General features: G+C 65.7%; 28 protein-coding genes. 20 read left to right on the top strand and 8 right to left on the bottom strand.

Annotated features, from left to right (window positions below; translation table 11 throughout):
• Positions 1-64: 64 nt before the first annotated feature.
• On the bottom strand, positions 65-1,678 hold the full coding sequence (locus EDE08_RS26770) for a DHA2 family efflux MFS transporter permease subunit (RefSeq protein ID WP_207913102.1): 1,614 nt from the start codon (positions 1,676-1,678) through the stop codon (positions 65-67).
• Positions 1,626-2,873, bottom strand: a complete 1,248-nt coding sequence (locus EDE08_RS26765) for an HlyD family secretion protein (protein ID WP_165936199.1) — start codon at positions 2,871-2,873, stop codon at positions 1,626-1,628. The genes EDE08_RS26770 and EDE08_RS26765 overlap by 53 nt, the downstream gene beginning before the upstream one ends.
• A gap of 91 nt (positions 2,874-2,964) precedes the next feature.
• Between EDE08_RS26765 and EDE08_RS26760 the strand changes: the two genes are divergently transcribed.
• The 7 genes from EDE08_RS26760 (at position 2,965) to EDE08_RS26730 (ending at position 10,608) form a co-directional block, all read left to right on the top strand.
• On the top strand, positions 2,965-3,624 hold the full coding sequence (locus EDE08_RS26760) for a TetR/AcrR family transcriptional regulator (protein ID WP_131871739.1): 660 nt from the start codon (positions 2,965-2,967) through the stop codon (positions 3,622-3,624).
• A 44-nt stretch (positions 3,625-3,668) separates the two neighbouring features.
• The gene (locus EDE08_RS26755; protein WP_131871738.1) at positions 3,669-4,136 is read left to right on the top strand and encodes a MarR family winged helix-turn-helix transcriptional regulator; all 468 of its coding nucleotides are present in this window, start codon (positions 3,669-3,671) and stop codon (positions 4,134-4,136) included.
• Entirely contained in the window at positions 4,133-4,903 is a 771-nt protein-coding gene (locus EDE08_RS26750) for an enoyl-CoA hydratase (protein ID WP_131871737.1), read from the top strand. The genes EDE08_RS26755 and EDE08_RS26750 overlap by 4 nt, the downstream gene beginning before the upstream one ends.
• A 113-nt stretch (positions 4,904-5,016) precedes the next feature.
• Positions 5,017-7,098, top strand: a complete 2,082-nt coding sequence (locus tag EDE08_RS26745) for a methyl-accepting chemotaxis protein (protein WP_131871736.1) — start codon at positions 5,017-5,019, stop codon at positions 7,096-7,098.
• 125 nt (positions 7,099-7,223) lie between these two features.
• Positions 7,224-8,165, top strand: a complete 942-nt coding sequence (locus EDE08_RS26740) for a dihydrodipicolinate synthase family protein (protein ID WP_131871735.1) — start codon at positions 7,224-7,226, stop codon at positions 8,163-8,165.
• Positions 8,166-8,536: 371 nt separating this feature from the next.
• A complete protein-coding gene (locus tag EDE08_RS26735; protein WP_131871734.1) occupies positions 8,537-9,937 on the top strand; it encodes a selenium-binding protein SBP56-related protein in 1,401 nt (466 codons plus the stop codon).
• An 83-nt stretch (positions 9,938-10,020) separates the two neighbouring features.
• Positions 10,021-10,608, top strand: coding sequence for a hypothetical protein (locus EDE08_RS26730; RefSeq protein WP_131871733.1), 588 nt, complete (start codon positions 10,021-10,023; stop codon positions 10,606-10,608).
• Positions 10,609-10,619: 11 nt separating this feature from the next.
• On the opposite strand, the gene EDE08_RS26725 is transcribed toward EDE08_RS26730, so the two are convergent.
• From EDE08_RS26725 to EDE08_RS26715, 3 genes are read right to left on the bottom strand one after another with little or no spacing between them, the layout of a single operon-like run.
• A complete protein-coding gene (locus EDE08_RS26725) occupies positions 10,620-11,318 on the bottom strand; it encodes a DUF1045 domain-containing protein (RefSeq protein ID WP_131871732.1) in 699 nt (232 codons plus the stop codon).
• An 18-nt stretch (positions 11,319-11,336) separates the two neighbouring features.
• On the bottom strand, positions 11,337-12,530 hold the full coding sequence (locus tag EDE08_RS26720; RefSeq protein ID WP_245524894.1) for an alpha-D-ribose 1-methylphosphonate 5-triphosphate diphosphatase: 1,194 nt from the start codon (positions 12,528-12,530) through the stop codon (positions 11,337-11,339).
• Complete coding sequence (locus tag EDE08_RS26715) at positions 12,527-13,195, bottom strand: transferase hexapeptide repeat family protein (RefSeq protein ID WP_165936197.1); 669 nt, start codon at positions 13,193-13,195, stop codon at positions 12,527-12,529. Before EDE08_RS26715 ends, EDE08_RS26720 begins: the two co-directional genes overlap by 4 nt.
• Positions 13,196-13,368: 173 nt before the next feature.
• Between EDE08_RS26715 and phnC the strand changes: the two genes are divergently transcribed.
• The 4 genes from phnC to phnE (EDE08_RS26695) all read left to right on the top strand — a co-directional run bounded on the left by phnC (position 13,369) and on the right by phnE (EDE08_RS26695) (position 16,974).
• Positions 13,369-14,178, top strand: coding sequence for a phosphonate ABC transporter ATP-binding protein (gene phnC, locus EDE08_RS26710; protein WP_131871729.1), 810 nt, complete (start codon positions 13,369-13,371; stop codon positions 14,176-14,178).
• A gap of 63 nt (positions 14,179-14,241) precedes the next feature.
• Positions 14,242-15,171 (top strand): phosphonate ABC transporter substrate-binding protein, encoded by a 930-nt coding sequence (phnD, locus tag EDE08_RS26705; RefSeq protein ID WP_131871728.1) that lies wholly within the window; start codon positions 14,242-14,244, stop codon positions 15,169-15,171.
• A gap of 73 nt (positions 15,172-15,244) precedes the next feature.
• Complete coding sequence (gene phnE, locus EDE08_RS26700; RefSeq protein WP_131871727.1) at positions 15,245-16,129, top strand: phosphonate ABC transporter, permease protein PhnE; 885 nt, start codon at positions 15,245-15,247, stop codon at positions 16,127-16,129.
• Positions 16,126-16,974 carry a phosphonate ABC transporter, permease protein PhnE gene (gene phnE, locus EDE08_RS26695; RefSeq protein ID WP_131871726.1) on the top strand — a complete coding sequence of 283 codons (849 nt, stop codon included), beginning with the start codon at positions 16,126-16,128 and terminating at the stop codon, positions 16,972-16,974. The genes phnE (EDE08_RS26700) and phnE (EDE08_RS26695) overlap by 4 nt, the downstream gene beginning before the upstream one ends.
• A gap of 132 nt (positions 16,975-17,106) precedes the next feature.
• On the opposite strand, the gene phnF is transcribed toward phnE (EDE08_RS26695), so the two are convergent.
• Positions 17,107-17,835 (bottom strand): phosphonate metabolism transcriptional regulator PhnF, encoded by a 729-nt coding sequence (gene phnF, locus EDE08_RS26685; RefSeq protein WP_131871725.1) that lies wholly within the window; start codon positions 17,833-17,835, stop codon positions 17,107-17,109.
• Between the two features lie 106 nt (positions 17,836-17,941).
• On the opposite strand from phnF, the gene phnG reads away from it, so the two are divergent.
• Genes phnG through EDE08_RS26640 form a run of 9 tightly spaced genes read left to right on the top strand, consistent with a single transcriptional unit; the run spans position 17,942 to position 24,938 of the window.
• Positions 17,942-18,418, top strand: coding sequence for a phosphonate C-P lyase system protein PhnG (phnG, locus tag EDE08_RS26680; RefSeq protein ID WP_165936215.1), 477 nt, complete (start codon positions 17,942-17,944; stop codon positions 18,416-18,418).
• 4 nt (positions 18,419-18,422) lie between these two features.
• Complete coding sequence (gene phnH / locus EDE08_RS26675; RefSeq protein WP_165936196.1) at positions 18,423-19,031, top strand: phosphonate C-P lyase system protein PhnH; 609 nt, start codon at positions 18,423-18,425, stop codon at positions 19,029-19,031.
• A gap of 3 nt (positions 19,032-19,034) precedes the next feature.
• Entirely contained in the window at positions 19,035-20,138 is a 1,104-nt protein-coding gene (locus EDE08_RS26670) for a carbon-phosphorus lyase complex subunit (protein ID WP_131871723.1), read from the top strand.
• Positions 20,135-21,025, top strand: coding sequence for an alpha-D-ribose 1-methylphosphonate 5-phosphate C-P-lyase PhnJ (locus EDE08_RS26665; RefSeq protein ID WP_131871722.1), 891 nt, complete (start codon positions 20,135-20,137; stop codon positions 21,023-21,025). Before EDE08_RS26670 ends, EDE08_RS26665 begins: the two co-directional genes overlap by 4 nt.
• Positions 21,018-21,830: a phosphonate C-P lyase system protein PhnK gene (gene phnK / locus EDE08_RS26660; protein ID WP_165936195.1), complete on the top strand. Its 813-nt coding sequence runs from the start codon at positions 21,018-21,020 to the stop codon at positions 21,828-21,830. The genes EDE08_RS26665 and phnK overlap by 8 nt, the downstream gene beginning before the upstream one ends.
• A gap of 8 nt (positions 21,831-21,838) precedes the next feature.
• Positions 21,839-22,537, top strand: a complete 699-nt coding sequence (gene phnL / locus EDE08_RS26655; protein ID WP_165936194.1) for a phosphonate C-P lyase system protein PhnL — start codon at positions 21,839-21,841, stop codon at positions 22,535-22,537.
• Between the two features lie 11 nt (positions 22,538-22,548).
• The gene (locus tag EDE08_RS26650) at positions 22,549-23,706 is read left to right on the top strand and encodes an alpha-D-ribose 1-methylphosphonate 5-triphosphate diphosphatase (RefSeq protein ID WP_131871720.1); all 1,158 of its coding nucleotides are present in this window, start codon (positions 22,549-22,551) and stop codon (positions 23,704-23,706) included.
• Complete coding sequence (phnN, locus tag EDE08_RS26645; RefSeq protein ID WP_131871719.1) at positions 23,703-24,299, top strand: phosphonate metabolism protein/1,5-bisphosphokinase (PRPP-forming) PhnN; 597 nt, start codon at positions 23,703-23,705, stop codon at positions 24,297-24,299. The genes EDE08_RS26650 and phnN overlap by 4 nt, the downstream gene beginning before the upstream one ends.
• A 27-nt stretch (positions 24,300-24,326) precedes the next feature.
• The gene (locus EDE08_RS26640) at positions 24,327-24,938 is read left to right on the top strand and encodes a pyridoxamine 5'-phosphate oxidase family protein (protein ID WP_131871718.1); all 612 of its coding nucleotides are present in this window, start codon (positions 24,327-24,329) and stop codon (positions 24,936-24,938) included.
• A 189-nt stretch (positions 24,939-25,127) separates the two neighbouring features.
• On the opposite strand, the gene EDE08_RS26635 is transcribed toward EDE08_RS26640, so the two are convergent.
• Both EDE08_RS26635 and EDE08_RS26630 read right to left on the bottom strand, forming a co-directional pair.
• Entirely contained in the window at positions 25,128-25,859 is a 732-nt protein-coding gene (locus tag EDE08_RS26635; RefSeq protein WP_131871717.1) for an SDR family NAD(P)-dependent oxidoreductase, read from the bottom strand.
• 81 nt (positions 25,860-25,940) lie between these two features.
• Positions 25,941-26,444: a DUF6496 domain-containing protein gene (locus EDE08_RS26630; protein ID WP_131871716.1), complete on the bottom strand. Its 504-nt coding sequence runs from the start codon at positions 26,442-26,444 to the stop codon at positions 25,941-25,943.
• Positions 26,445-26,499 lie beyond the last annotated feature (55 nt).

Below are 26,499 nucleotides of genomic sequence, written 5' to 3'. Positions count from 1 at the left end.
CTCCTGTCGCGCCGCACGGCTGACGTGGATGCCCGGAACAAGCCCAGGGCACGGCGACCTCCCGCTAATGCGCGGGCCCGCCGGCTGCCTTCACGCGCCGCGTCAGCAGCACTGCGATCGCGGCCAGGACCAGCACGGCGCCGATCACCGCAAAGGTGTCGGAATAGCCCATCACCAGCGCCTGGCGTCTTACGGTCTTGCCGAGCGCGATGATGGCTTGCTCGCGTGCGGCGTTTGGATCGGGGACACCGTGGGCCATGAAATAGTCCGTCATCTGGGTGATGCGGCTGCGGACCTCCTCGCGGCCGAGCGTGACCGAATGTCCGATGATGTTGGAATGGAACTGCTCGCGCTTCGTGATGATCGTCGCGAGCGTCGCCGTTCCGATCGCGCCGCCGAGATTGCGGAACACGTTGCTGATGCCGGAGGCCGCGGCAGCATCCTGCGGCGCGATGCCGCCTGACAGCACCGAGGTCAGCGGCGTCAGCACCATGGCCTGGCCGATCGCGCGCACGATGTTCGGAATCCAGAGCTGGTCACCGGCATAGTCCGGCGACATCGCCGTGTTCATGAAGCAGCTGTAGGCGAAGATCAGAAGGCCGGTGATGGCGATGTAGCGCGTGTCGAAGCGCTGCATCATCCTGGGAATCAGCGGGATCAGCACGAGTTGCGGCAGGCCGGTCCAGGCCAGCACGTTGCCGATCTGCTCGGAATTGTAGCCCTGCGCCTGGCCGAGATAGGCGGGCAGGATGTAGACCGAACCGAACAGCGCAAAGCCGACCATGGTCATCGCGACGGTGCCGAAGCCGAAATTGCGCTGCGTCAGCAGGCGCAGCCGGATCAGCGGCTTTTCGATTCTGAGCTCGATCGCGACGAACAGCGTCAGGCTGACGGCTGCGACGATCGCCAGCTTGACGATGAAAGGGGAGGAGAACCAGTCGTCCTTGTTGCCTTCCTCGAGCACGGCTTGCAGCGCCGACAAGCCGATCGCCATGGTGACGATGCCGGCCCAGTCGCCTTCCTTCAGGAGACCAAGCTGCATCTTCTGCCGCTCCAGCGTCAAATAGAGTGCAGCGACCATCACGGCGGTCGGGATCACGTTGACAAAGAAGATGGTGCGCCAGCCATAGGTCTCGGTGAGATAGCCGCCGATGGTCGGGCCGATTGCCGGTGCAAAGGTGACTGACAGCGCGAAGATGGCGAGTCCGACCGGCTGCTGCGGCTTCGGCAGCTTGGTCAGGACCAGCGTGAAGGCCATCGGGATCAGCACGCCGCCGGCAAAGCCTTGAAGGCCGCGCATCGCGATCATCGACGGGAGATCATGGGTGAAGGCGCAGGCGACCGAGAACGCCGCGAACAGCGTTGCGCTCGCCAGCATGTAGCGGCGGAACGTGAACACGCGGCTAAGGTAATCGGTCAGCGGGATCACGATGATCTCGCCAATCAGATACGAGGTCGAGATCCAGGAACCGTTGTCGGCGCCGGTGCCGATGCCGCCTTCGATATTGGCCAGCGAGGCATTGGTGATCTGGATGTTCAGGATCGCCATGAACGAGCCGATCATGGCGGCGAGCACGGCGGTCCAGGTTGCGAGGCTCGCGCGGTCGGGATCGCTCGCGGAGCGATCAGGCGTCGCGGCCGGTGTTGCTTGCGTCGAGATTGAGAGGCTGTTTGACATGGCACGACCCTCCGGAGACGAGCTTGGCTTTGGGCGTCACGGCCGCATTCGCGGCCGGCGCGGTCGAACGTGTTGCAATGGTGGGGATCACGGACATGCCGGGCCGCAGCGCGATCGCAGGCCCATACTTGTCGTCGAGCACAATCTTGACCGGGATGCGCTGCACCACCTTGGTGAAATTGCCCGTGGCGTTGTCGGGCGGCAGCAGCGCGAATTCCTGGCCGCTGGCCGGCGAGATGGAATCGACGTGACCATGCAGGACCTGGCCCGGGAACATGTCGACCTCGATATCGACGGCCTGTCCCGCCCGCACATGGGTGAGCTGCGTTTCCTTGAAATTGGCGACGACATAGGCGGCATCGGTCGGCACGATCGACATCAGCTGCGTGCCCGCCTGCACGAACTGGCCGACGCGCAAGGATCGATTGCCGACGACGCCGTCGATCGGCGAGACGATCCTGGTGTAGCCGAGATTGAGCTCCGCCTGCTGCTGGATCGCGGCTGCGCGCGCGGCGGTGGCCTTGGCTTGCGCGATCTCGGCCTTGAGGAGATCGACCTGCTTCTGCGCGGAGATGAGGTTGGCGCTATCGCGCGCGATCGCGGCGTCCGCGCCGGCGTCGCGCGCCTGGGCCTGCTGCGCATTCTGCACGCTGCCATAGCCGGTCCTGGCGAGATCCGTGTAGCGCTTGTTCTCCTGCTGCGCGAAGGTCTTTGCGGCCGTGTCGACATCGATGGTCGCCCTGGCGGCAGTGATCACGGCTTGCTGAACCTCGAGCTGTGCCGCCTTGCTGACGACCGCCGCGTTCGCCGCCTGGACGTCGGCGCGAGCCTGGTCGAGCGCGACCTTGAAGTCGCGGTCGTCGATCCGGGCCAGCACCTGGCCGGCTTTCACATGCTCGTTATCGGCGACCAGAACGTGGTTGAGATAGCCGCTGACCTTCGGCGCGATGGTGGTGTTGTCGGCCTTCACATAGGCGTCGTCGGTGGAGACGAGGTACTGGCCGACGGTCCAGTAATCGTAGCCGTACCAGCTGGTGCCGGCCAGCGCGACGGCCGCGGCCGCCATCAGCAACAGCTTGCGAAGGTTGGGATTTTCGTGGCTCACGTGGGCCGGCGCGGCGGGCAGGACGCCCTCCAGGGCGGTTGCTGTCACAGCAGCCTGGGCGGCGGCGGATGGGGTGGTGTGGACGGTCATGGCCGGCTCCCCTGAATTAGGAAACTTGATAATTTCCAAAATGAGACTAGCTTTGGAATTGTCAATGGAATGACAGGCGTCATTTAAAGGCATGGCTCAGGCAAGATTGGACAGCGAAGTTCGTCCGCGCGGGCGGCCACCGGTCCGCAGCGACGACGAGACCAGGCGGATCGTCTTCGACGCCGCACGGCACGCCTTTGCCCGCGACGGCTATGAGGCGACCAGCACAGAAGAGCTGGCGCGCCGCGCCGGCATTTCGACCAGGACGCTGTATCGGCTGTTTCCGGGCAAGGCTGCGTTGTTCGAGGCGATGTGCGCCGACCGGCTGGAGCGATTGCTCTCCGCCGTCGACCTGCAAGGAAGCGATGAGGTCGATATCGAAACCGGCTTGCGCGCCGCGTTGCTCGCCTGCGCCGATCTCGCGCTCGATCCGGAGGTCGTGGCGTTGCAGCGCATGGTGCTGCAGGAATCGGCTGCCTTTCCCGATCTCGCAGCGAACTTCTACAGGAACGGCATCTCCCGCACCGTGACGGCACTCGCCGGCTGGTTGCGCGTCCAGGTCAGGCGCAAGCGAGTCGTGATCGAGGATGCCGAGGAAGCCGCCGGCATGCTGATCGGCATGGTCGCATCGGCGCCGCAGCGCGCGGCGATCTATGGCGGCCTGCCTTTGCCGTCACGCAAGCAGATCGAGCGCCGGGTGCAGACCTGCGCGGCCTTGTTCCTCGACGGCTGTCGCGCGGCGCCGGCCTAGCGGCGCCCTTTGACAATCCGGATCCGTCCGGCTATATACTTCGCATGCGAAATAATGAGGCCGCAGCGAAGCATCATCGGCTGATCTACCTGCTGAGCGTCGCGCATCGGCGCCTGCAGCGCTGGATGGCGGCGCAGCCGCAGAGCACGGTGACGCCGGCGCAGGCCGGGCTGCTGTTCATCCTCGGCAAGCAGGACGGCGTCCTGATCGGCGAGGCGGGCGCGGCGCTCGATATGGGGCCGGCCGGCATTTCCGGCCTGGTCGACCGTACCGCAGCCGCAAGACTGATCGAGCGGCGCGCCGATAGCGAGGATGGCCGCGCCTGGCGCATCTGGCTGACGCCCAAAGGGCGCAGCGCGCTGGCGCATGCGAAGACGTCGGCGGCGGAGGTCAACGCTGCGCTGACGGAGGGATTTACGGCCGCGGAGATCGACATCGTCGCACGCTGGCTGACGAGCATTCAGGACAAGTTTCCAAGAAGTTCAAACGAACAACACGGAGCAGACGAATGACCGAGCACGTCCGAATCGAGAGCAACGGCGGAATTCTCACCCTGACACTGGCGCGTCCCGACAAGAAGAACGCGCTGACCGATGCGATGTACGGCAAGCTGGCGGACACGATCGAATCCGCCGAGTTCGATCCGTCCGCTCGCGTGATCCTGATTCGCGGCGAGGGCGACATGTTCACCGCCGGCAACGACGTCGGCGAATTCGCCGCGGTCGCAGCCGGCAAATCCGAAGGCAGCCGCAACGTCGTGCGCTTCATCCAGTCGCTGGCGCGCTGCACCCGGCCGCTGGTCGCAGCCGTGCAGGGCCGTGCCGTCGGCGTCGGCACCACGATGCTGCTGCATTGCGATCTCATCGTGCTCGCCGACAACGCGCAGCTGTCGACGCCCTTCGTCAGCCTCGCGCTGGTGCCGGAGGCCGCCTCCAGCCTGCTGATGCCGGCGCGCATCGGCTATGCGCGCGCCTATGAGATGTTCGCGCTCGGCGAGACCGTGCCGGCCAAGTCGGCGCTTGAATGGGGCCTCGCCAACCGTGTGGTACCGCTCGACAAGCTCGATGCCGAGGCGCTCGCCCTCGCGCAGCGTCTCGCCCGTCAGCCGCTCGGCGCGCTCACGGCCACCAAGAAGCTGATGCGCAACGGCGAGGCGCTGGTCGCCCAGATGCAGGCCGAAGGCGAGCAGTTCGCGCAGCGCCTGCGCACCGCGGAGGCGCGCGAGGCGTTCACGGCGTTCGCCGAGCGCCGGGCGCCGGATTTTACCAAGGTCGCATAAAGGGATCCCGAATGCGTGCAGGTTGGATCGCACGGATTCAACTAAAACCTTAACGAAACATTGGCATGTCGCGGTGCAAGGTGGCCTCTCCCGAGAGTTAGGTCCCTTGACCCATGTCCATTTTTAAGAATTCGGTAAGCACACTCCTCCTGGTCCTGATGACCCTGCTGGCCGCCGGAGCATTGATCAGCACGGCGATCCAGATGGGCGGCGCCTTCGACCGCTACAGCGACAGCCTGGAGACTGAACGGCTGGCGAATGCCGACAAGTCGATCTTCCATGGTGTGGTCGCCCTGCGCAGCAATCGCGGCGATGCCCAGAGCGCATTGCTCGGTGAGGACGATCCGCGCGCCAAGCTCGGCGTTGTCGAGAAGGCCGAGCAGTCCGGCTTCGACGCCATCGCCGCCGCGCTCTCCACCATCGAATTCGCCCGGCGCGAGGAGCTCGCGAGCACGCTGAAGCAGCGCTGGAGCGAGGCCGCGCCAAAATTCCAGTTGTTCTATGACGAGGCCAAGTTGACGCGCGCGGAACGCAAGCTGGAGCGTACCGCGCCCTGGTACGATGCGATCACCAAGGTGATCGAGACCGCCAATCTCGCGTCCACCGCGGTGTCGAACCGCGCCTGGATGAACGATCCCTACATCGCCCGCATGATCCAGGCCCGCCGCCTCGCCTGGCAGGTGCGCGACCGCTATGGCATCCAGTGCTCGACCCTGCGGCCGAACGTCAACGCCAGCAAGCCGCTCGATGACACCCAGAAGCAGACCGTGGCCGGATGGAACGGCGTCGTCACCGCCGGCTGGACCGGCATGGAGGAGCTGCTGGCTGCGCCTGACGTGCCGGCCGACCTGGTCAACGCGGCCAAGGACGCGAAGGCCAAGACTGACGGCGCCCTCAAGCAGATCGGCGAGATCACCAAGGGCTTCGACGGCAGCGGCCGTCCCGCGCTGCCCGCCTCGGAATGGAATGCGCTGTGCCAGTCGCCGTTCGCGTCCATCGTCGCGGTCGCCAGCAAGGCGCTCGACCTGTCGATCGCGCGTGCGGAGACGGTTCAGGCGAAAGCCCTCACCAATCTCGTCGTGCAGTCGTTCGCGTTCATGCTCGCGCTGACCGTGACCGTGGCCGGCGTGTTCGTGGTGCGCCACCGCCTGATGCGTCCGGTGCGCGCGATCCTCGATGCCATCGCCCGCATCAGCGCGCGCGATTATGCGACGCCGGTGCCGCAATCCCGGCATCCCGACGAGTTCGGCACCATGGCTGCCGCGCTCGAGAGCCTGCGCGAGAGCGCGGCGACTGCGGAACGGCTGGGCCTGGAACGCGAATCGCAACAGGCGCTTCAGCTCGCCCGGTCGGGCACTGTCGATGCCGCCTGCCGCAGTTTCGATGATACGGTGCAGGCGGTCATCCAGAGCGTCGTGGCCTCGACGCGGGAGCTCGACGCCACCGCGACCGGCGTGCGCTCGCTGGTCTCGGACTCCAGCAGCCAGACCGCCGCGGTCTCGTCCGCCGCCGAGCAGGCCACCAACAATCTCGAGACCATCGCGGCCGCGACCGAGGAGCTGTCCGCGTCCGTCGGCGAGATTTCCGCACAGGTGCAGTCGAGCGCCCGCGAGGCCCGCGAGGCCGTGGCGCAGGCCGAGCAGACCAACGCGACGGTCGAGATCCTCGACCAGACCGCGAGCCGTATCGGCGAGGTCGTGAAGATGATCAATGCGATCGCCGCCCAGACCAACCTCCTGGCGCTGAACGCCACTATCGAAGCCGCGCGTGCAGGCGAGGCCGGCCGCGGCTTTGCCGTCGTCGCGGGCGAGGTCAAGAGCCTCGCGTCGCAGACCGCGGCAGCGACGGAAGAGATCTCGCGCCAGGTCGAGGAGATCCAGGGCGCCACCGGCCAGGCCGTTGCCGCGATCCGCTCGATCGGCGGCGCCATCGGCGGCATCGATGAGAAGATGACGGCGATTGCGGCCGCGGTCGAGCAGCAGCGCGCGGCGACCACGGAGATCTCGCGCAACTTCCAGCAGGCCGCCCAAGGCACCCGTGAGGTGACGGACACCATCGGCAGCGTCGCGAGGCTCAACCAGGAGACCGGCAACGCCGGCACGGTGCTGTCGGAGTCCGTCAAGAAGATGTCGGCCGACGCCGATCGCCTGCGCGTCGCGGTCGAGGGCTTCCTGGGCGCCGTGAAGACCGCGTAGTTTCGCTCTTTCACCATCCAACGTCGCGCGGGCATTGCCGCCGGTCCGCGTGGCGGGTACATCTGTGCCGCCTCGCTCCGCGAGCGTGGCGACAGACGTAAGACATATCAGGGATGGAGAGTTCGATGCCGGTCACGCCCCAACACAAGTCCCAGCGCCCCTATCGCGGTGTGTTCCCGGTCGCGCCCACCATCTTCGACGAGCGCGGCGAGCTCGATCTCGAGGGCCAGCGTCGCTGCATCGATTTCATGATCGATGCCGGCTCGCACGGCATCTGCATCCTCGCCAATTTCTCCGAGCAGTTCGTGCTCACCGACGCCGAGCGCGAGGCCGTGATGCATGCGGTGCTGGATCATGTGGCTGGCCGGGTTCCCGTGATCGTGACCACCACGCATTTCAGCTCGGCCGTGTGCGCGGCGCGCAGCAAGCAGGCCGAGGCGGCCGGCGCCGCCATGGTAATGGTGATGCCGCCCTATCACGGCGCGACTTTCCGGGTCCCCGAGAAGGGCATCGTCGAATTCTTCAAGGTGCTCTCGGGCGCGATCGACATCCCCATCATGATCCAGGACGCGCCTGTGGCCGGCACGCCGCTCTCGGTCGAGCTGCTGGCGCGGCTGGCGCGCGAATTCGCCAACATCCGCTATTTCAAGATCGAGGTGGCAGGCGCGGCTTCGAAGCTCCGCAGCCTGATCGAGGCGGGCGGCAGCGATATCGAAGGCCCCTGGGACGGCGAGGAGGCGATCACGCTGCTGGCCGATCTCGACGCCGGCGCCACCGGCGCCATGACCGGCGGCGGCTATCCCGACGGTATCCGCCAGATCATCGATCCCTATTTCGCCGGCAAGCGCGAGGAGGCGAAGACCGCCTATGAGCGCTGGCTGCCGCTGATCAACTACGAGAACCGCCAATGCGGCCTGATCGCCTGCAAGGTCATGATGCAGGCCGGCGGTGTGATCAAGTCGGAAGCCGTGCGGCATCCGCTCCAGCCGTTGCATCCGGCAACGCGCGCGGGCTTGCTGGAGCTCGCCAGGGAGCGCGATGCACTGGCACTGCGGTGGGGGAGGTAAGCCCCACTGTCGTCCCGGACAAGCGCGCCCAAAGCGCGCGCAGATCCGGGACCCATATCCACAGGGGAAGTTTGACGAAGACTCGGAGTGGCAGCTCGCTTCATAACCACTCCCCGGGGTTATGGGTCCCCGCGTTCGCGGGGACGACACTGAGTGTGAGGCGCGCGCCCCGTCTGATCTCGCCGGCTTTCATTCGGCTGTAGGGCGTCGAATTAACGCGATTCCGCCAGTTTCGCGCAGCCCGGCGGTGGCGTATTGTAACGCTCGCCAACCGGCCCTGCGGAGCAATCTCGACACATCGAAACACCTCTTCACTATGCCGTTATCCCAAGTCAGGTTGGCGCAAACCGACAGAACAGGGAGGCAGTGCCATGACGATGAGGCCGGATCCCACCTTTCACGCATCGCCCAAGCTTGCGATGGAAGCACCTGCGGAGAACTTTGCCTACACATTGCTGCTCAGTCCGGACTTCTCGAAGCCGGATGCTCTCGCGGTCATCGACGTCAAGCCGGGATCGCCGACCTATAGCCAGATCGTCCACACCGTAACGATGCCCAACAAGGGCGATGAGTTTCATCACTTCGGCTGGAATGCGTGCTCCTCCGCCTTGTCACCGCTCGCCGGACATGCCTTCATCGAGCGGCGCTATCTCATCATTCCCGGGCTGCGTTCGTCGCGCATCTACATCATCGATACCAAGCCCGATCCGACCAAAGCCAAGATCCACAAGATCATCGAGCCAGAGGAAGTCTTCAAGAAGACCGGCTACTCGCGGCCACACACGATCCATTGCGGGCCGGACGGCATCTACGTGAGCACGCTGGGCGGCGGCGGCAAGGACGGCACCGACGGCCCTCCCGGCGTCTTCATCATGGATTGCGAGACCTTCGAGGTCCTCGGACGATGGGAGATCGACCGCGGTCCACAGACGCTGCATTATGATTTCTGGTGGAATCTGCCGCGCGACTACATGGTGACGAGCGAATGGGCATTGCCGCCACAATTCGAGAACGGGATCGTCCCGGAAGATCTGCTTGCGAACAAATATGGACATCGTCTCCACTTCTGGGATCTTCGTGCACGCCGCAACGTCCAGACCATTGACCTCGGCGCCAATCATCAAATGGCGCTGGAGGTACGACCGGCGCACGATCCGGTTCGCGAGTACGGCTTCGTCGGCGTCGTGGTCGACACCACGAATCTCGAAGCATCGATCTGGACGTGGTGGCGAGAAGGCGGGAAATTCCATGCGGAGAAGACGGCGACGATCCCACCCGAGCCCGCGCCAAAGGAAAAACTCCCGCCGCTGCTCCAGGGATTTGGCGCCGTGCCGCCGCTGGTGTCCGACATCGACCTGTCGATGGATGACCGGTTTCTCTATGTCTCGTGCTGGGGCACGGGTGAAATGCGCCAGTACGACGTCAGTGATCCGCGCAAGCCGAAGCACGCGGGCTCGGTCCACATCGGCGGTATCGCGCGCCGCACGCCGCATCCGAGCGGCAAGGCATTTGCGGCGGGTCCGCAGATGGTCGAGATCAGCCGCGATGGCAGGCGCGTCTACTGGACCAATTCCCTCTATTCCACCTGGGATGACCAGTTCTATCCCGATGGGGTTCCGGGCGTGGAGGTCATGGCCAATGTCGGTCGCAACGGCGGCCTCGAGCTCGACAAGGACTATTTCGTGAGCTTCCCCGACGGATATCGTGCGCACCAGATCAGGCTCGAGGGCGGCGATTGTTCGACGGACTCCTTTTGCTACCCGTCGGTCTAGATTGGGGACACGCGAGCCCGGCACTCGGCTGGCTGTGGCTCGTGCTTGTTGCGAGCGGTCTCTACCACGGGATCAATCCGGGGATGGGATGGCCGCTCGCTGTTTCGGCCGGGCTCATGGACAAGAGCCCGCGCGCGCTTTTCCACGCGCTGTGGGCCCTGTCGGCCGGCCATCTCCTTGCAACGCTTCTCGTGCTGCTGCCATTTGCGTTCCTGCTCGTGCTGGCGGAGTGGCAGCGTCCGATCCAGCTGGTCGCGAGCCTTCTCGTCATCGGCTTCGGCGTCTATCGGCTGGTCGACCGGCGTCATCCGCGTGCGCTGGCACGAATTCCGCCGACGCAATTGGCGCTGTGGTCATTTGCCGTCGCCATTGCCCATGGCGCCGCCTTGATGCTGGTGCCGATCTATCTCGGGCTATGCCGGGCCTTCGAGCTCGATGCCGGCCATCAGGCGGCGGGCGAGTTGATGAAAGCAAATGTCGGAATGGCGGTGCTGGTGTCGCTGGTGCACGTTATCGCGATGGTCAGCGCCGGTGGATGTCTGGCCTGGCTGGTCTACCGCTATCTGGGATTGAAGTTCGTCTCGCGAAGCTGGTTCAATCTGGATGCGGTCTGGGCGACCAGCCTCGTCCTGGTCGGAGCCGTGGCGCTCGCCTTCAATCTCGGGAGCTGAGAGTGCGGCGCCTACCGCGTCAACGCCCACTCGCCGATGATGCGAAAGCGGGCCTTCGCCTCGTCCTGCTTGAACAATGCGAGGCGGTCGATCGTCAGCGCGCCGAGATGAAGCGACGCAAACCGGGCCCGTAACATCTCCAGAATCGGCCCGCGGCGCTCTGCATCCAGCCGTCCCGTGAGCGTCATGTGGAAGCGGAATTCCTCCATCACGTAAGGGTAGCCCCAGCGGTCGAGATAATCGCGCTGCCGCTCGGTGAGTTTTTCGGGCTTGCGCCGCGCACGATCCTCCGCGGTGAGGGCCGCGCGAAAGGAGTCGAATTCACGGACGCAATCGGCGGCAAGCTGCTGGAGAGCGTCGACCGGCTCGGGAGGAATGACGGCGATGAAGCCGCTGATGGTATCGACGACGGGGCGGATCAAGGGAATTGTCCGCGATTGGCCGGCGAACGTCGCGCAGGCCGCCATGAGTTCGGCCTCGGTCCTGCCCGATGCCAGCGCCATCGGCGCCTTCAGCGTGGCGTGAAAGCCGTATTTGCGGGGATCGGTGGTGAGGTCGTGCCAGTCCGGAGCAATCTGCAGCGCCTCGCGCGGGAACGGCACCTCGTCGCCCGTGCGGGCGTCATAGCCGAGCAGCTCGGCGCCGAAGCGGGAGAGGGCGCCGTCGGCGCCGGCGGCAAAATAGATCGCGTAGCGGGGGAAACCTGTCATCACCTCAGCATAGCCAATTTAAGCCGCGACGACAGCCTCGCGCGGCGCCGCTACGGCAGTGAGCAGCCTTGTCGCGTCGGTGAGGTGCACGAGTTTGCCGCCCGAGATCACTGCGATCAGCCGCGGCCGCAGCTTCACGCTGTCGTCGACGAGGAGAATGTCGGCGCGGCGTCCTTCCGCGAGCATGCCGCGATCGGCAAGGCCGGTCGCGCGCGCCGGGCCGGCGGAGACCAGATCCCAGGCCTGTGCCAGCGGCACCACGCCATCGGCGGCGAGGCGGAACGCGGCGAGCAGCTGTGCGGGATAATAATAGTCCGACGCCAGCACCGAGCAGAGCCCCTTGGCGATCATGTCGGATGCCCTGGTCCAGCCGGTGTGACTGCCGCCGCGCACGACGTTCGGCGCGCCGTAGACGATGGCATCGCCGTGGCTCGCTGCCGCCCGCGCCGTCTCCTCGTTGATCGGAAACTCCGCGATGTCAGCGCCGAGTTCGCGAAACTCCCGGCGCATCGCCGGCGTTGCGTCATCGTGGGAGAGCATCCGCACGCCGGCCGCGCGCGCAGAAGCGGCGAGGCGCGACATCGAAGCGGGCACCTCGTCGGCGCGAGAAACCACGTGCTCAACCAGCCGGTCGAATTCCTCAGCTGAAAGTCCGGTGCGCTCCACCATGCGGTTGCGCTTGCGCGGCTTGGCCATGTCGGCGACGGTGCCGTCCATGTGGTCATTGAAAGCAAACAGGTCGACGCGGCCCTCGGCGAGCCACTGGGCGATCTCGGCCTCGGCGTCGAGATTGTAGGTCTCGTGCCGCAGATGGAAGCGGGTGTCAGCGGCGAATTGCGGGCGCTGCCGCTCGATCGCCTCCATCAGGCCGCGCGCATTGTCGGCGCTGCGCAGGCCCGGCTCCCAGGAACAGGTCGTGGCGTGAAAGACGGTGGTGATGCCGTTGCTGATCGCTTGGCGGTCGCTGTCGGCGAGCGCGACGTCGATCGGAAAATCGACGCCGGCGCGCGGCATCATCTGTCGCTCGAAGGCATCGCCATGCAGATCGACGATGCCGGGCAGCACCAGCAGGTCGCGGGCATCGATCGCCAGCCGCGCCCGTCCGCGCGAAGCATCGACCCGCGCAATATCCGTTCCCGATACGAGGATTGAGGTTTCGACGAACTCGGCGCCGATCAGGGCCCGGCCGCCTTCGAGGAATATGTCTGTCACGCGATCGCGCTTCGTTTGCTGGGAAGATTGGTGAGAGAGCTCGCCCGTGCTTCGTATGTCGAAAGAAAATCTTCAATCCCGAGCTTGCGGAAATCGGGCAGCGCCTCGCGCAATTTGTTGTGATCCCAGTCCCACCAGGCGAGCTTCGCAAGGCGCCCGGCGATCTCCTCCGAGAACCGTCGCCGCACGATACGGGCCGGATTGCCGGCGACGATGGTGTAGGCCGGCACGTCCTTGGTGACGATGGCGCCGGCGGCGATCACCGCGCCAGTGCCGATGTTGCGACCCGGCAACACGATCGCGCCATGGCCGACCCAGACGTCGTGGCCGATATGGATATGATGCTGGCGCCGCCAGTCGAAGAACTCGGCATCGTCGCTCTCACCGTCGAAATAGGCGCTGGAGCGGTAGGTGAAGTGCGCCTGTGTCGTGCGGTGCATCGGATGGTTGCCGGGATTGATGCGCGTCATCGCCGCGATCGAGCAGAACTTTCCGATGGTGGTGTAGGTGATCTGCGAATCGTTGACGACATAGGAGTAATCGCCCATCGCCACTTCATGCAGGATCGTGCGCGCGCCAACCTCGGTATAGGCGCCGAGCCGGGTCTCATGCAGTTTGGCCGAGGGGTCGATGGTCGGCTGAACCGAAAGAGCTTTGACGGCCATGTTGCATCCGAGCTGCGAGGGCGGGCGTTCCTCTTCGAGTGGATTCATGACAATGTCATGACGTGGAGATGACGGGGGATGGCGTGTGCAGGATCGCTGCGCTGCAACGGCCGTGTCACACAAGTGTTAAGCATGGACGTTAGCGATTGGCTCCAGCTACTCTGGAGTCCCGCATGCTGGTGGTCGATGGTCTGACGTGTCGCTTCGGCGCGAAAGCCGCGGTGGACGACGCTTCGTTTGAGGTTTCCCCCGGCGGCTTCGTCGGTGTAATCGGGCGATCCGGCGCCGGCAAGTCGACATTGTTGCGGACGATCAACCGCCTTGCGGCACCGTCGCAGGGCCGCATCCTGTTCGACGGCCTCGACGTCACCGCGTTGCGCGGCAAGGAGCTGCGGCAGTGGCGGGCCCGTTCGGCCATGATTTTCCAGCAGTTCAACCTGGTCGGCCGGCTCGACGTGCTCACCAATGTGCTGATGGGACGCCTCGCGACGATGCCGGCCTGGCGCTCGCTGCTGCAGGCCTGGCCCGAGCAGGACAAGGCGCTGGCGATGTCCGCATTGGAACAGTTCGACATCGCCTCGCTCGCCGCCCAGCGCGCCGATCAGCTCTCGGGCGGCCAGCAGCAGCGCGTGGCGATCGCCCGCGCATTGGTGCAGCAGCCCGATATTATTCTGGCCGACGAGCCGATCGCCTCGCTCGACCCGCGCAACACCAAGATCGTGATGGATGCGCTGCTGCGCATCAACAAGCATTTCGGCATCACCGTGCTCTGCAACCTGCATTCGCTCGATCTCGCCCGCAGCTATTGCGACCGCCTGATCGGCATGGCCGCGGGCCGCGTGGTGTTCGACGGCGCGCCGTCGGCACTGACCGACCAGGTCGCGCGCGAGCTCTACGATCTCGAGGCCAACGAGGCCATGGGCGCTGCGCCGGCCGCCGCGCCCGAGGAGGTTCCTGCGCTCGGCAGCGCTGCCGCCGCCTGAGCGGCGGAAGCACACACTCAACGTTTCGCGTCAAACGAACTCCAGCTGAAGAAGAGGGGTATCATGATTACTCGTCGATTGATTCTTGCCGGTGCCGCGGCCCTGGCCTTCACCACCTCCGCCTCCGCCGAAGACTGGCGGAAGAAGTACCCGGAGATCACTCTCGCCGTGGTTCCCGCCGAGAACGCCTCCGGCGTCACCGAGCGCTTTACGCCCTTCATCAACTATCTGTCGAAGGAGCTCGGCACGAAGGTCACGCTGCGCGTCGCCAACGACTACGCCGCCGTGATCGAAGGCCAGCGCGCCGGGAATATCCAGATCGGCTATTACGGCCCTGCAGCCTTCGCCCGCGCCCGGCTGACCGGTGTCAAGACCGATGCTTTCGCGATCGAGGTCAATGCTGACGGCTCAAAGGGCTACTACTCGGTTTTCTATGTGCTGGCGAAATCGCCTTACCAGAAGGTCGAGGACCTCAAGGGCAAGAACCTCGGGCTCGTCGACCCGAACTCGACGTCGGGCAACAACATGCCCCGATTCAAGCTGAACCAGATGGGCGTCGATCCCGAGGCCTACTTCTCCAAGGTCGTATTCACCGGCAGCCATGAGAATGCGGTGCTGGCGCTCGCGCAAGGTACCGTGGACGTCGCCGCCAACTGGTGGAATGCCGATGACGATTCCAACCTGACCCGCATGCTCAACAAAGGCATGGTGAAGAGCGCCGACGGTACGCCGATGAAGAAGGAGGACTTCCGCGTCATCGTGAAGTCGGACATGATCATCAACTCGCCCGTCGCCTATCTCAGCGACCTTCCGGACGACATGAAGGCCGCGATCAGGAAGGCGTTCCTGGAAGCAGCACAGAAGGACCCCGAAGCCTTCAAGAAGCTCTCCGACGGCAAGAACAAGCCCTGGGATCCGGTCACGAACGAAGACTACAACAAGACGATCGAGCTGATTAAGTTCGTCGACCATCTGCGCAAGAAGGCGTCCTGATCGTTCGGGACAACGCACCTCGAGCCGGGTCAATCGACCCGGCTCTTTCCATGACTGGCTCGCCTCCGACCGAATGACCATCGCCGTCTCGATCCTTCCCGAGCAACAATTGGCTGCGCTGAATGCGGCTTACCGTAAGGCGGTCGCGCGCAAGCGATTGCGCCTGCTGCTTGGCGCCGTGCTGTTCATCGCCGCGCTGCTCGTCGCTGCGATCGGCGCCGAAGTGAACCTGCGCACCTTCTTCGCCCATTTCGGCAATTTCGTCAGCTACTTCGATCGCATCTTCACGCTCGACAATGGCCAGCGCGTCTGGACCGACATCGGCGAATGGTTCTGGGGCTGGCACAAATGGCTGAAGCTCCTGGGCGAGACGCTGCTGATCAGCTATGTCGGCACGCTGATCGGAGCGATCTTTGCGGTCGCGCTGAACTTCTTCGCCGCCGAAAACACCGCGCCGGCGCGCTGGTTGCTGTTCGTGGTGCGCCGTCTGCTCGAATTCGCTCGTACCGTGCCGAGCATCGTGTTCGCGTTGATCTTCGTCATCGCCTTCGGTCTGGGACCGATGGCGGGCGTGCTGGCGATTGCCATCCATTCGACCGGCGCGCTCGGCAAACAGTTCTCCGAGATCGTCGAGAATGCCGACATGAGGCCGGTCGAAGGCGTGCGCTCGACCGGGGCAAGCTGGCTGTCCTGCATGCGTTTTGCCGTGCTGCCCCAGGTGATCGCGGGCTATGTCAGCTACGCGCTGCTGCGCTTCGAGATCAACGTGCGAGAAGCCTCGGTGATGGGCTTTGTCGGGGCCGGCGGCATCGGGATGGAGCTGATTGTTGCGATCCGCAAGTTCTACTATTCCGACGTCAGCGCGATCCTCCTGACCATTATCGTCACGGTCTTCCTCATCGACATCGGCACCGGCTGGTTGCGTAGCCGCCTGTTCGGCAAGGAGGCACGGACATGAGCCGCCATCCCGAGATCGATACGACACAGCTTCGCGCGCGCTATCCCGATGTCTTCAGCCGGCCGGCGTCCGCGCGTCTCGCGACGCCGGCGATGATCGCCGCCGCGCTCGCGATTCTGGTTTTCGGGCTGGTCGACCTCGACTTTTCGCTGTCGCGTCTCCTTGCCGGCGTCAGCCAGCTCGGCTGGATCACGATGATGATGATCCCGCCAGATCCCGGCTCATCGCTGCCGCTGTATCTCAAGGCGCTCGGCGAGACGTTGTCGATCGCGCTGCTCGGTACCACGCTCGCCGCACTGTTCGCGCTGCCGGTGAGCCTGCTTGCGGCGCGCAACATCGTGCCGTCGGGTCTCTTCCGCTTCCCGGTCCGGCGCTTCCTCGATTCGATACGCGGCGTCGACACGCTGATCTGGGCGCTGGTCTGGATCAATGTCGTGGGTCTCGGGCCGTTTGCCGGGGTGCTGGCGATCGCGGTGTCGGATTTCGGCGCGTTCGGAAAGTTGTTCTCGGAAGCGATCGAGACCGCCGACCAGAAGGAAGTCGAGGGCATCCGCGCCTCCGGCGGCAGTGCCCTGCACGAGATCCGCTTCGGCCTGATGCCGCAGGTGCTCCCCGTCATCGCCGGCCAGGTGCTCTACTACATCGAATCCAACACGCGCTCGGCCACCATCATAGGCATCGTCGGCGCCGGCGGCATCGGCCTCCAGCTCGCCGAGCAGATCCGCGTGCTGGAATGGCAGAAGGTCTCGTTCCTGATCCTGATGATCCTGATTGCGGTGGCCGCGATCGATTTCATCTCGGGCAAGCTGCGCTTTGCGATCATCGGCAGGCGGGCTGTGGCCTGAACGTCGATGCCGTAGGGTGGGCAAAGCGCAGCGTGCCCACCATTTCTACCGAGAACAGGATAGATGGTGCGCACGGCGCAAGTGCGCCTTTGCCCACCCTACGGCACTCTCCCACAAGGGGAGAGGGAAGAGCTACGACTCCACCACAAATTCCACCCGTTCCGCGGCGAAGCGCGAGTGCTTCGTCAGCAGCGGCCTGCCCTCGAGATCGTGGTCGGTCGCATCGACCACCAGGATCGGCCGGCCCAGCGCCAGATCCAGCCGTGAGGCATCGGTCGCATCGACGATGCCGGCCGTGATCCGGGTCGCACCGCGGCGATAGTCGCGCACGCCGTAATGCGCGAGAAGCTTGGTCATCGAGCGCGTCGCCGCGAACACGGCGCCGGCGTCCGGAAACCGCTCCGCCGACAGCCAGGTGGTGGACACGCAGATCGGCGTGCGGTCGGCGAGGCGGATCGCCTCGATCCGTATCAAAGGCGCGCCGGTCTTCAGTCCCAACTCCCGCGCGAGTTCGCGCGTCGCGACATCGTCGGTCGCATCGATCAGCCGCCCATGCGGTTCGCGGCCGCCCGCACCGACAATCTCGGAAAAACGCGTGCGCGAGCGCAGCGGATAGGCGAGCTTCTGCGCCTCGACATAGGTTCCGCTGCCGCGCTCGGCCCGCACCAGGCCGCGCTCGGCGAGGGCGGCCAGCGCGCGCCGCACGGTGTGGCGGTTGACGCGGTAGGTTTCGGCGATCTCCATCTCGCCCGGCAGCTTGTCGCCGGCCGCAAAGCGGCCATCGGCGATGCCGCGCTCGATGCCGTCGGCAACGAGGCGCCATAGCGCGACGCCCGAGGAGGCTGTGTCCTGCATGCTCATGTCGCGGGAAACCTACTCCAGAAATCACATCATTGTCACGAAACAGTCATGGCGTATCCGTATGAAGTTGTCTATTATCATAGACAACTTCGATGCGGCAAGTTTGGTGGATCAGGTGACGCAGCACAACAATCAGCAAGCCCAGCGCAGGGCCGCGATGGCGGTGCTGGCGCAAGCGGAGGCGGGCGAGATCGCCGCTCGCCTCCGCAACTTGGCCTTGGACTCGGCCCTTCCGGCCCATCAGGATCTGCGCGCGCCCGAAAACGGCCTCGTCATGCTGCGCGGCCGGGTCGGCGGCGACGGCGCTCCGTTCAATCTCGGCGAGGCGACGGTGTCGCGTGCCGCGGTGCGGCTTGCGAGCGGCGAGGTCGGGTTCGGCTACACGCTCGGCCGTGATGGTGACAAGGCGCGGCTGATCGCGTTGTGCGATGCGCTGGTCCAGTCCCGTGATTACGGCGGCGCGGTGGAGCGGGGTGTCATCGTGCCCTTGCGAGAGCAGCTTATGATTCGGCGCAAGCAGGCGGCGGCCGAGACCGCCGCGACGAAGGTTGATTTCTACACCATGGTGCGCGGTGAGGGCTGAGATCATGACCACGATTGCGGAATTGCCGCCGGGTTTTGCCGACAAGGTGCTGTCGGCGCAATCGACCTTTCGCTCGGTCATGGACGCCATGGCGCGGCCGGGCTCGGTCCAGCGCATCGTGCCGATGGCGGGAGCGCCTGATACGATGATGCGCGGCACCGCCGCGATCGCGCTCACGCTGTTCGACCACGACACGCCGCTCTGGCTCGATGTGCGGATGGCCGAGAGCTCCGACCTGGTGAAGTGGCTGAAATTTCATACCGGCGCGCCGGTGGTGCAGGATTGCTCGATCGCGAGCTTCGCGCTGATCAGCGACGGCACGGCGCTTCCGCCGCTCGACCGTTTTGCGCTCGGGACGAGCGAATACCCGGATCGTTCGACCACGGTGATCATTCAGGTCGACGGCCTGGCCTCCGGGCGCGGCTTCGAGCTGCATGGCCCCGGCATCGACGGTGTCGCGACGCTGCAGGCGTCGATCAAGCCTTTCGACCTGTTCGAGCGCCTGCGGATCAACGAGGCGCTGTTTCCGCGCGGCGTCGACGTGGTGCTGGTCGCCGATGACGCCGTGGTTGCGATCCCGCGCACTACGCGCGTCGTGAGCAAGGGAAGCTGAACCATGTATGTCGCAGTCAAGGGCGGCGAACGCGCCATCGAGAACGCCCATCGCCTGCTCGCGCATAAGCGGCGGGGCGACCAGAGCGTTCCGGAGGTCACGATCGACCAGATCTCGGAGCAGCTCGGCCTCGCCGTCGACCGCGTCATGAGCGAAGGCTCGCTCTACGATCGCGAGCTCGCGGCGCTGGCGATCAAGCAGGCGCGCGGCGATCTGATCGAGGCGATCTTCCTGGTCCGCGCTTTCCGCGCCACGCTGCCGCGCTTCGGCGCCAGCGAGCCGGTCGACACCGGCGCGATGCGGGTGCAGCGGCGGGTGTCCTCCACCTTCAAGGACATTCCCGGCGGGCAGATCCTCGGGCCGACCTTCGACTACACCCATCGCCTGCTCGACCCCTCGCTCGCCGAAGGCTTCGTTCCCGACGCGCCAGCGACGGCTGAGGCGCCCACCGCGCCTACGCCGCGCGTGACCGACATTCTCGGCCGCGATGGGCTGATCGAATCCTCGCCCCAGGCCGAGGACGGCGCGCCGGTCGGCGATCTCACCCGCGAGCCGCTGAACTTCCCGGCGGATCGCGACCTGCGCCTGCAAAATCTGGCGCGTGGCGACGAAGGCTTCCTGCTGGCGATGGGCTATTCTACCCAGCGCGGCTATGGCCGCAACCATCCCTTCGCCGGCGAGATCCGCTTCGGCGAAGTCGAGGTCGAATTCATCGCGGAAGACGCCGGCTTCGCCGTGCCGCTCGGTTCGATCGAGCTGACCGAGTGCCAGATGGTCAATCAGTTCAAGGGTTCTGCGACCGAAGCGCCGTGCTTCACCCGTGGCTATGGCCTTGCCTTCGGCCAGAGCGAGCGCAAGACCATGTCGATGGCGCTGGTCGATCGCGCACTGCGGGCCCGCGAGCTCGGCGAGGAGGCACTCGCTCCCGCCCAGGACGAGGAGTTCGTGATGTCGCATTCGGACAACGTCCAGGCGACAGGCTTCGTCGAGCATCTGAAGCTGCCGCACTACGTCGACTTCCAGTCCGAGCTCGGCCTGCTCCGCAAGCTGCGGCAGGAGTTCGTGGATGCCAATGCGCCCGATGCCATGAAGGAAGCCGCGGAATGAACGCGCCCGCCTACAACTTCGCCTATCTCGACGAGCAGACCAAGCGGATGATCCGCCGTGCGATCCTGAAGGCGATCGCCATTCCCGGCTACCAGGTGCCGTTCGCCAGCCGCGAAATGCCGATGCCCTATGGCTGGGGCACCGGCGGCGTGCAGGTCACCGCCGCGATCCTCGGTCCCCAGGACGTGCTGAAGGTGATCGACCAGGGCTCGGACGATACCACCAACGCGATCTCGATCCGAAAGTTCTTCGCCAAGACCGCCGGCGTTGCGACGACGACCGCGACGGCGGAGGCGACGGTGATCCAGACCCGCCACCGCATCCCGGAGACGGCGCTGAATGAAAACCAGGTGCTGGTCTATCAGGTGCCGATCCCCGAGCCGCTACGCTTCCTCGAACCGCGCGAGACCGAGACGCGGCGCATGCACGCGCTCGCCGAGTACGGTCTGATGCACGTCAAGCTCTACGAGGACATCGCCCGCTTCGGCCATATCGCGACCGCCTACGCCTATCCGGTGAAGGTGAACGCGCGCTACGTGATGGATCCGTCCCCGACGCCGAAGTTCGACAATCCCAAGATGGACAATTGTCCTGCGCTGCAATTGTTCGGCGCCGGCCGCGAGAAGCGCATCTACGCAATCCCGCCCTATACGCAGGTGGTTTCGCTCGATTTCGAGGATCATCCGTTCGAGCCTTACCGCTTCAACGCGCCCTGCGCGCTCTGTGGCGCGGAAGACTCCTATCTCGACGAGATCGTCACCGACGACCAGGGCGGGCGGATGTTCGTCTGTTCAGACACCGATTATTGCGAGGGCCGCCAGGCCGCTGGCCATCACGGCAGCCTCAGCGCTGCGCCGTACAGGGAGAAGGCGGGCTCACATGGTTGATCAAGGCTTGGCCGATCGCGATACGCTCGAAAACGACCAGCCGCTGCTGGTGGCGCAGTCCCTCAGCAAGTCCTTCGGTCGCATCGCCGCCTGCCGCGACGTCTCCTTCGCGCTCTATCCCGGCGAGGTGCTGGCGATCGTCGGCGAGTCGGGCTCGGGCAAGTCGACGCTGCTGCAGATGCTGTCGGGCCAGCTGGCACCGAGCGCCGGCCATGTGTCCTACCGGATGCGCGACGGCGTCACGCGCGATCTCACGACGCTCGGTGAAGCCGAGCGACGTTTCCTGTTCCGCACCGATTGGGGTTTCGTGCACCAGGACCCCGCGCAGGGCCTCCGCATGGCGGTCTCGGCCGGTGCCAATGTCGGTGAGCGGCTGATGGCCGTGGGCTGGAACCACTACGGCCGCATCCGCGAGACCGCGTCGGACTGGCTCACCCGCGTCGAGATCGACGTCGCGCGCATCGACGATGCCCCGCGCACCTATTCCGGCGGCATGCGCCAGCGTCTTCAGATCGCCCGCAACCTCGTCACCGAGCCGCGGCTGGTGTTCATGGACGAGCCGACCGGCGGCCTCGACGTGTCGGTGCAGGCGCGCCTGCTCGATCTCGTGCGCAGTCTCGTCGCCGAGCTGCATCTCGCCGTCATCATCGTCACCCACGATCTCGCGGTCGCGCGCCTCCTGTCACATCGCGTGATGGTGATGAAGGGCGGCCGCGTCATCGAGACCGGTCTCACCGACCAGGTGCTCGACGACCCCCGCGAGCCCTATACCCAACTCCTCGTCTCCTCGATTCTCCCGCCATGAGCTTTTCGATGACCGCCATGATCGACGTTGCCGATGCCCAAAAGACCTTTACGATGCACTTGCAAGGCGGCATCGAGCTGCCGGTCGTGCGCGGCGTGACGTTCCACGTCAATCCGGGCGAGTGCGTCGTGCTGTCGGGGCCGTCGGGCGCCGGCAAATCGTCGATCCTGAAGATGATCTTCGGCAACTACCGTTGCGATAGCGGCCGCATCGGCATCCGCCATCGCGGCGCGTTGGTCGATCTCGCCGCCGCCGAGCCGCGGCAGGTGCTCAACATCCGCCGCTCCACGATCGGCTATGTCAGCCAGTTTTTGCGGGCAGTGCCGCGCGTTGCCACCATCGACGTCGTTGCCGAGCCGCTGATCGTGAACGGCATGGCACGCGCCGACGCACAGGCGCGCGCCGGCGAGCTGCTGCATCGTCTCAACATCCCCGAGCGGCTCTGGCAGCTGCCGCCCGCCACATTCTCCGGCGGCGAGCAGCAGCGCGTCAACATCGCGCGCGGCTTCATCTCGGACCTGCCGATCCTGCTGCTGGACGAGCCGACTGCCTCCCTCGATGCCGCCAATCGCGCCGTCGTGGTCGAACTGGTCGCTGAAAAGAAGCGTCAGGGCGTCGCCATGGTCGCTATTGTCCATGACGACGAAATCCGTCATCTGATTGCGGACCGCATCGTCGACGTCGCCAGCTTCGCTGCCGCGGCCTGAAGGAAGAGGAAATGAACCCCAAGCCGAAGGACGCCATCATTGCCAACGCCAGGATCGTGCTGGCCGAACGGGTGATCGAACAGGGCTGGCTCGCTCTTGCCGACGGGCGCATCGCCGAGATCGGCGAGGACAGGGCGCCTGCGGGTGCCGAGGACGCCGGGGGCGACCTGATCATGCCCGGCCTGATCGAGCTCCACACCGACCACCTCGAAGCGCATTACGTGCCGCGGCCGAAGGTGTTCTGGAATCCGGTCGCGGCCGTCATCTCCTATGACGGCCAGCTTGCGACCTCGGGCATCACCACCGTGTTCGATTCGCTCCGGGTCTGGCGCGAGGACGGCGCCGAGGAAGTCGACGGCCGCGCCGGAGTGCTCGCCGCCGCGATCACCACCGCGCGTGAGGCAAGCCTGCTGCGCGCCGACCACTTCCTGCACCTGCGCTGCGAGATCCCGATGCCGAGCGTGGTCGAGGAGGCCAGGGAGCTGATCGACCGCCCCGACGTCAAGCTGATGTCGCTGATGGATCACACGCCCGGCCAGCGTCAGTTCCGCGACGAGATCAAGCTGCGCGACTACTATCGCGGCAAGGGCGGCGGCAAGACCGATGCCGAGCTCGACGAGCTGTTCGCAAAGCGCTTCGAGTATCAGAAGCAGTATGCGGCGAACAACATGCGCGAGATCGTGGCCCTGGCGCATCGATACAAGATCCCGCTGGCGAGCCACGACGACACCACCGAGGAGAACGTCGCGGACGCGGTGCGCGATCGCGTCTCGGTGGCGGAGTTCCCGACCACGCTGGAGGCCGCGCGCGGCCTGCACCAGGCCGGCATCGACATTCTCATGGGCGCGCCGAACGTCGTGCGTGGCGGCTCGCACTCCGGCAACATCGCTGCGGTCGATCTCGCCCGCGAAGGCCTGCTCGATATCCTGTCGTCGGACTACATCCCCTCGAGCCTCCTGATGGGCGCGCTGCAACTGCCGGAGCATGTGCCGGCCATCAGCCTCCCGGCGGCAGTTCGCACCGTGACGAAAGCGCCCGCCGAGGCGGTCGGCCTCACCGACCGCGGCGAGATCGCGACCGGCAAGCGCGCCGACCTGATCCGCGTGCACGTTGCCGGCAGCGTTCCCGTCGTCCGCAGCGTCTGGCGCGAAGGGAACCGCGTCGCATGAGCGAGACCGTGACCACGGCGCAGGACGAGGCGGGTGCGATCGGTCCCGGGCGGCTTGTGCTCGTGGTCGGTCCCAGCGGCGCAGGCAAGGACACCTTGCTGCGGCTGGCGCAAGCGGCCTGCGCCGATGATCCCGACATCATCTTCCCGCGCCGGGTCGTGACGCGGGAGTCCTCGGCCGACGAGGACAACATTGCGGTGAGCCAGGAAGAATTCCGCCGCGTGCGAGAGCACGGCGATTTTGCCGTGCATTGGGAGGCGCATGGGCACTCCTATGCCCTGCCGCTCGAGATCAACGACGACATCCGGGCCGGCCGAGCCGTCGTTGCCAACGTCTCGCGCACGGTGATCGCCGCGCTGCGCCGAGCCTATGTCAACGTCGTGGTCGTCGCAATCACGGCGCCGCCGGACGTATTGGCGCAGCGGCTTGCCGCGCGGGCGCGGCACAGCGACGGAAACATCGCCGAGCGGCTGTCGCGCGATGTTGGCGACGCGTCGGAGCGGGCCGACGTCGCCATCCTCAACGCCGGCAGCGCGGACTATCACGGCCGCCAGCTCGTGCGCGTGATCAGGAACGAAGGCTGGCAGGAATAGCTGCCGATGCAACGAGGAGAGAATGGAATGACGGTGGTCGCAACGGTCGAACAGCTGGAAGCCATCTACGGCGCCACCAATGACGCCTCGACCGTGAAAGTCGCCGACCACGTCACGCCGCTCTATCGGATCTTCATCGAGAAGGCGCCGTTTGCCGCGCTCGCCACCATCGGGCCCGAAGGCATCGATTGCTCGCCACGCGGCGATCTCCCCGGCTTCGTCCGCATCCATGATCCCAAGACGCTGATGTTGCCGGACCGCCGCGGCAACAACCGGGTCGATTCCCTGCGCAACATCGTGCGCGATCCCAGGGTGTCGCTGATGTTCCTGATTCCCGGCTCCGGCAACGCCGTCCGCGCCAATGGTCGCGCGCATCTCTCGATCGATCCGGAGCTGCTGGCCTCGTTCAAGGTCGAAGGCAAGGCGCCGCGCAGCGTCATGGTGATGAACGTCGATGAAATCTACTTCCAGTGTGCCCGCGCCATCGTGCGTTCCGACCTCTGGAATCCCGACAAGCGCGTCGATCCAAGAACGCTGCCGACGCCCGGCCAGATCCTCGCCGAGATGAGCGAGAACAAGGTCGGCGGCGCGGAGTACGACCGCATCTGGCCCGAACGCGCGGCCGCGACGATGTGGTGATTCTTCTGACGCTCTCCCCTTGTGGGAGAGGGTGGCTCGCCGCGATAGCGGCGAGACGGGTGAGGGGTGTCTCTCCGCAAGCACATCTCTCGCGATTTTGCTTTGTGGATAGATACCCCTCATCCGGCGCTTCGCGCCACCTTCTCCCACAAGGGGAGAAGGAAAGAGAGCCCGCGGCGACGGCTACCCCTAGTTAAACGCCATCCCGCCGCTGAGCGCCACGGTCTGCCCGGTCATGTAGGCGTTGTCGACCAGCAGCATCACCGCTCTCGCCACCTCCTCCGCCGTGCCGAAGCGGCCGAGCGGGATACGGCTGACGAGCTGAGGCTGACCGCTCATCATGTCGGTCTCGATCAGCGACGGCGCCACTGCGTTGACGGTAACGCCCTCCTTCACCAGCCGCGCGGCATAGCCTCGTGTGAGACCTTCCATGCCGGCCTTGGACGCATTGTAGTGCGGGCCGATCGAGCCGGCGCCGCGCGCAGCTCCCGAGGAGATGTTGACGATGCGGCCCCACTTCCTCGCGCGCATCGACGGCAGCACGGCCTGCGTGCACAGGAAGGCGGATTTCAGGTTGACCAGGATGGTGCGGTCGAAATCGTCTTCGGTGAGATCGTCGATGCCGCGCGTGATGGCGATGCCGGCATTGTTGACGAGGATGTCGACCGGCCCGAGCCCGGCCGTCACGCGCTCGACCATTCCGGCCACGGCCTCGGCTTGCGAGACGTCGGCGGCGACGACGATGGCACGGCCGCCTTGCCTGCCGATCTCGCCAGCCAGCTGCTCGGCCTGCCCGATCTGCTCGCGGCAATTGATCGCCACGGCAGCACCTGCTTCGGCCAGCGCGCGACAGACCGCGGCGCCGATCCCGCGCGACCCGCCGGTCACGAGCGCGGTGCGCCCCTTGAGAGTCTCTGACATGAAAGCTCCGATCGATTCATGGACGGCCGGATCGTCAGGCGGCAGCCGCTGGCATTCAACTCACAAGGTCGCTACAGGACATCAGCTCCTGCGGCGCGCCCTGGTGCGCGCCGCCTTCTTTGCGGCGGCGGAGCGGACCTTGGCGCCCTTGGTGTGGCTCGCTTTCCGCGCGGCGGCCGAACGTGACGCCGCGGTTCGGCGGCTTGCGGCCCGCTTGCCCTGTTTCGACAGCGCACTGCGTGATGCGGTCGAGCGCGGCTCCTTCTTCAGGACGTTCTCGACCGCACGCGAGACGCGCGGGCGGCGCTTGGGCGTGCGTTTACCCTGGCCGACCTCATAGGCATATTTGGCGCTGCTGCGCGTCGCCTTCTTGGTGCGCCCCTTGCGTGGCGGCGGCAGATCGACACCGGCGCGGCGTGCCTCGGACAGGCCGATAGCGATGGCCTGCTTCGTCGAGCGCGCCCCGTGCTTGCCCTTCCTGATCCTGTCGATCTCGTCCTTGACGAATTCGCCGGCCTGCGTGCTCGGCGATTTGCCGGCGCGCTTGTCCTGTTTGGCTTTGCGAATGACTTCCTGTCTTGGCATGGTCGAGTTCCCTTCTTGATTGAGAAGGATGTCTCACCGCAACGCGCAAGGCAGA

Origin of the sequence: Bradyrhizobium sp. R2.2-H (genome assembly GCF_004346455.1) — a bacterium.
Classification (GTDB): Bacteria; Pseudomonadota; Alphaproteobacteria; order Rhizobiales; family Xanthobacteraceae; genus Bradyrhizobium; species Bradyrhizobium diversitatis.
This window is presented reverse-complemented; position numbering and strand designations above follow the sequence as displayed.

Excerpts from the sequence above, each read along its gene's own strand:
- phnK (WP_165936195.1), top strand. The coding sequence starts at position 21,018 with ATGGTTGATCAAGGCTTGGCCGATCGCGATACGCTCGAAAACGACCAG.
- EDE08_RS26750 (WP_131871737.1), top strand. The coding sequence starts at position 4,133 with ATGACCGAGCACGTCCGAATCGAGAGCAACGGCGGAATTCTCACCCTG.
- phnN (WP_131871719.1), top strand. The coding sequence starts at position 23,703 with ATGAGCGAGACCGTGACCACGGCGCAGGACGAGGCGGGTGCGATCGGT.
- EDE08_RS26730 (WP_131871733.1), top strand. The coding sequence starts at position 10,021 with ATGGGATGGCCGCTCGCTGTTTCGGCCGGGCTCATGGACAAGAGCCCG.
- phnE (WP_131871726.1), top strand. The coding sequence starts at position 16,126 with ATGAGCCGCCATCCCGAGATCGATACGACACAGCTTCGCGCGCGCTAT.
- phnH (WP_165936196.1), top strand. The coding sequence starts at position 18,423 with ATGACCACGATTGCGGAATTGCCGCCGGGTTTTGCCGACAAGGTGCTG.
- phnD (WP_131871728.1), top strand. The coding sequence starts at position 14,242 with ATGATTACTCGTCGATTGATTCTTGCCGGTGCCGCGGCCCTGGCCTTC.
- phnL (WP_165936194.1), top strand. The coding sequence starts at position 21,839 with ATGACCGCCATGATCGACGTTGCCGATGCCCAAAAGACCTTTACGATG.
- EDE08_RS26740 (WP_131871735.1), top strand. The coding sequence starts at position 7,224 with ATGCCGGTCACGCCCCAACACAAGTCCCAGCGCCCCTATCGCGGTGTG.
- EDE08_RS26635 (WP_131871717.1), bottom strand. The coding sequence starts at position 25,859 with ATGTCAGAGACTCTCAAGGGGCGCACCGCGCTCGTGACCGGCGGGTCG.
- phnF (WP_131871725.1), bottom strand. The coding sequence starts at position 17,835 with ATGAGCATGCAGGACACAGCCTCCTCGGGCGTCGCGCTATGGCGCCTC.
- EDE08_RS26745 (WP_131871736.1), top strand. The coding sequence starts at position 5,017 with ATGTCCATTTTTAAGAATTCGGTAAGCACACTCCTCCTGGTCCTGATG.
- phnE (WP_131871727.1), top strand. The coding sequence starts at position 15,245 with ATGACCATCGCCGTCTCGATCCTTCCCGAGCAACAATTGGCTGCGCTG.
- EDE08_RS26760 (WP_131871739.1), top strand. The coding sequence starts at position 2,965 with ATGGCTCAGGCAAGATTGGACAGCGAAGTTCGTCCGCGCGGGCGGCCA.
- EDE08_RS26650 (WP_131871720.1), top strand. The coding sequence starts at position 22,549 with ATGAACCCCAAGCCGAAGGACGCCATCATTGCCAACGCCAGGATCGTG.
- EDE08_RS26640 (WP_131871718.1), top strand. The coding sequence starts at position 24,327 with ATGACGGTGGTCGCAACGGTCGAACAGCTGGAAGCCATCTACGGCGCC.
- EDE08_RS26770 (WP_207913102.1), bottom strand. The coding sequence starts at position 1,678 with ATGTCAAACAGCCTCTCAATCTCGACGCAAGCAACACCGGCCGCGACG.
- EDE08_RS26715 (WP_165936197.1), bottom strand. The coding sequence starts at position 13,195 with ATGGCCGTCAAAGCTCTTTCGGTTCAGCCGACCATCGACCCCTCGGCC.
- EDE08_RS26725 (WP_131871732.1), bottom strand. The coding sequence starts at position 11,318 with ATGACAGGTTTCCCCCGCTACGCGATCTATTTTGCCGCCGGCGCCGAC.
- EDE08_RS26630 (WP_131871716.1), bottom strand. The coding sequence starts at position 26,444 with ATGCCAAGACAGGAAGTCATTCGCAAAGCCAAACAGGACAAGCGCGCC.
- EDE08_RS26755 (WP_131871738.1), top strand. The coding sequence starts at position 3,669 with ATGCGAAATAATGAGGCCGCAGCGAAGCATCATCGGCTGATCTACCTG.
- EDE08_RS26665 (WP_131871722.1), top strand. The coding sequence starts at position 20,135 with ATGAACGCGCCCGCCTACAACTTCGCCTATCTCGACGAGCAGACCAAG.
- EDE08_RS26735 (WP_131871734.1), top strand. The coding sequence starts at position 8,537 with ATGACGATGAGGCCGGATCCCACCTTTCACGCATCGCCCAAGCTTGCG.
- EDE08_RS26765 (WP_165936199.1), bottom strand. The coding sequence starts at position 2,873 with ATGACCGTCCACACCACCCCATCCGCCGCCGCCCAGGCTGCTGTGACA.
- EDE08_RS26670 (WP_131871723.1), top strand. The coding sequence starts at position 19,035 with ATGTATGTCGCAGTCAAGGGCGGCGAACGCGCCATCGAGAACGCCCAT.
- phnC (WP_131871729.1), top strand. The coding sequence starts at position 13,369 with ATGCTGGTGGTCGATGGTCTGACGTGTCGCTTCGGCGCGAAAGCCGCG.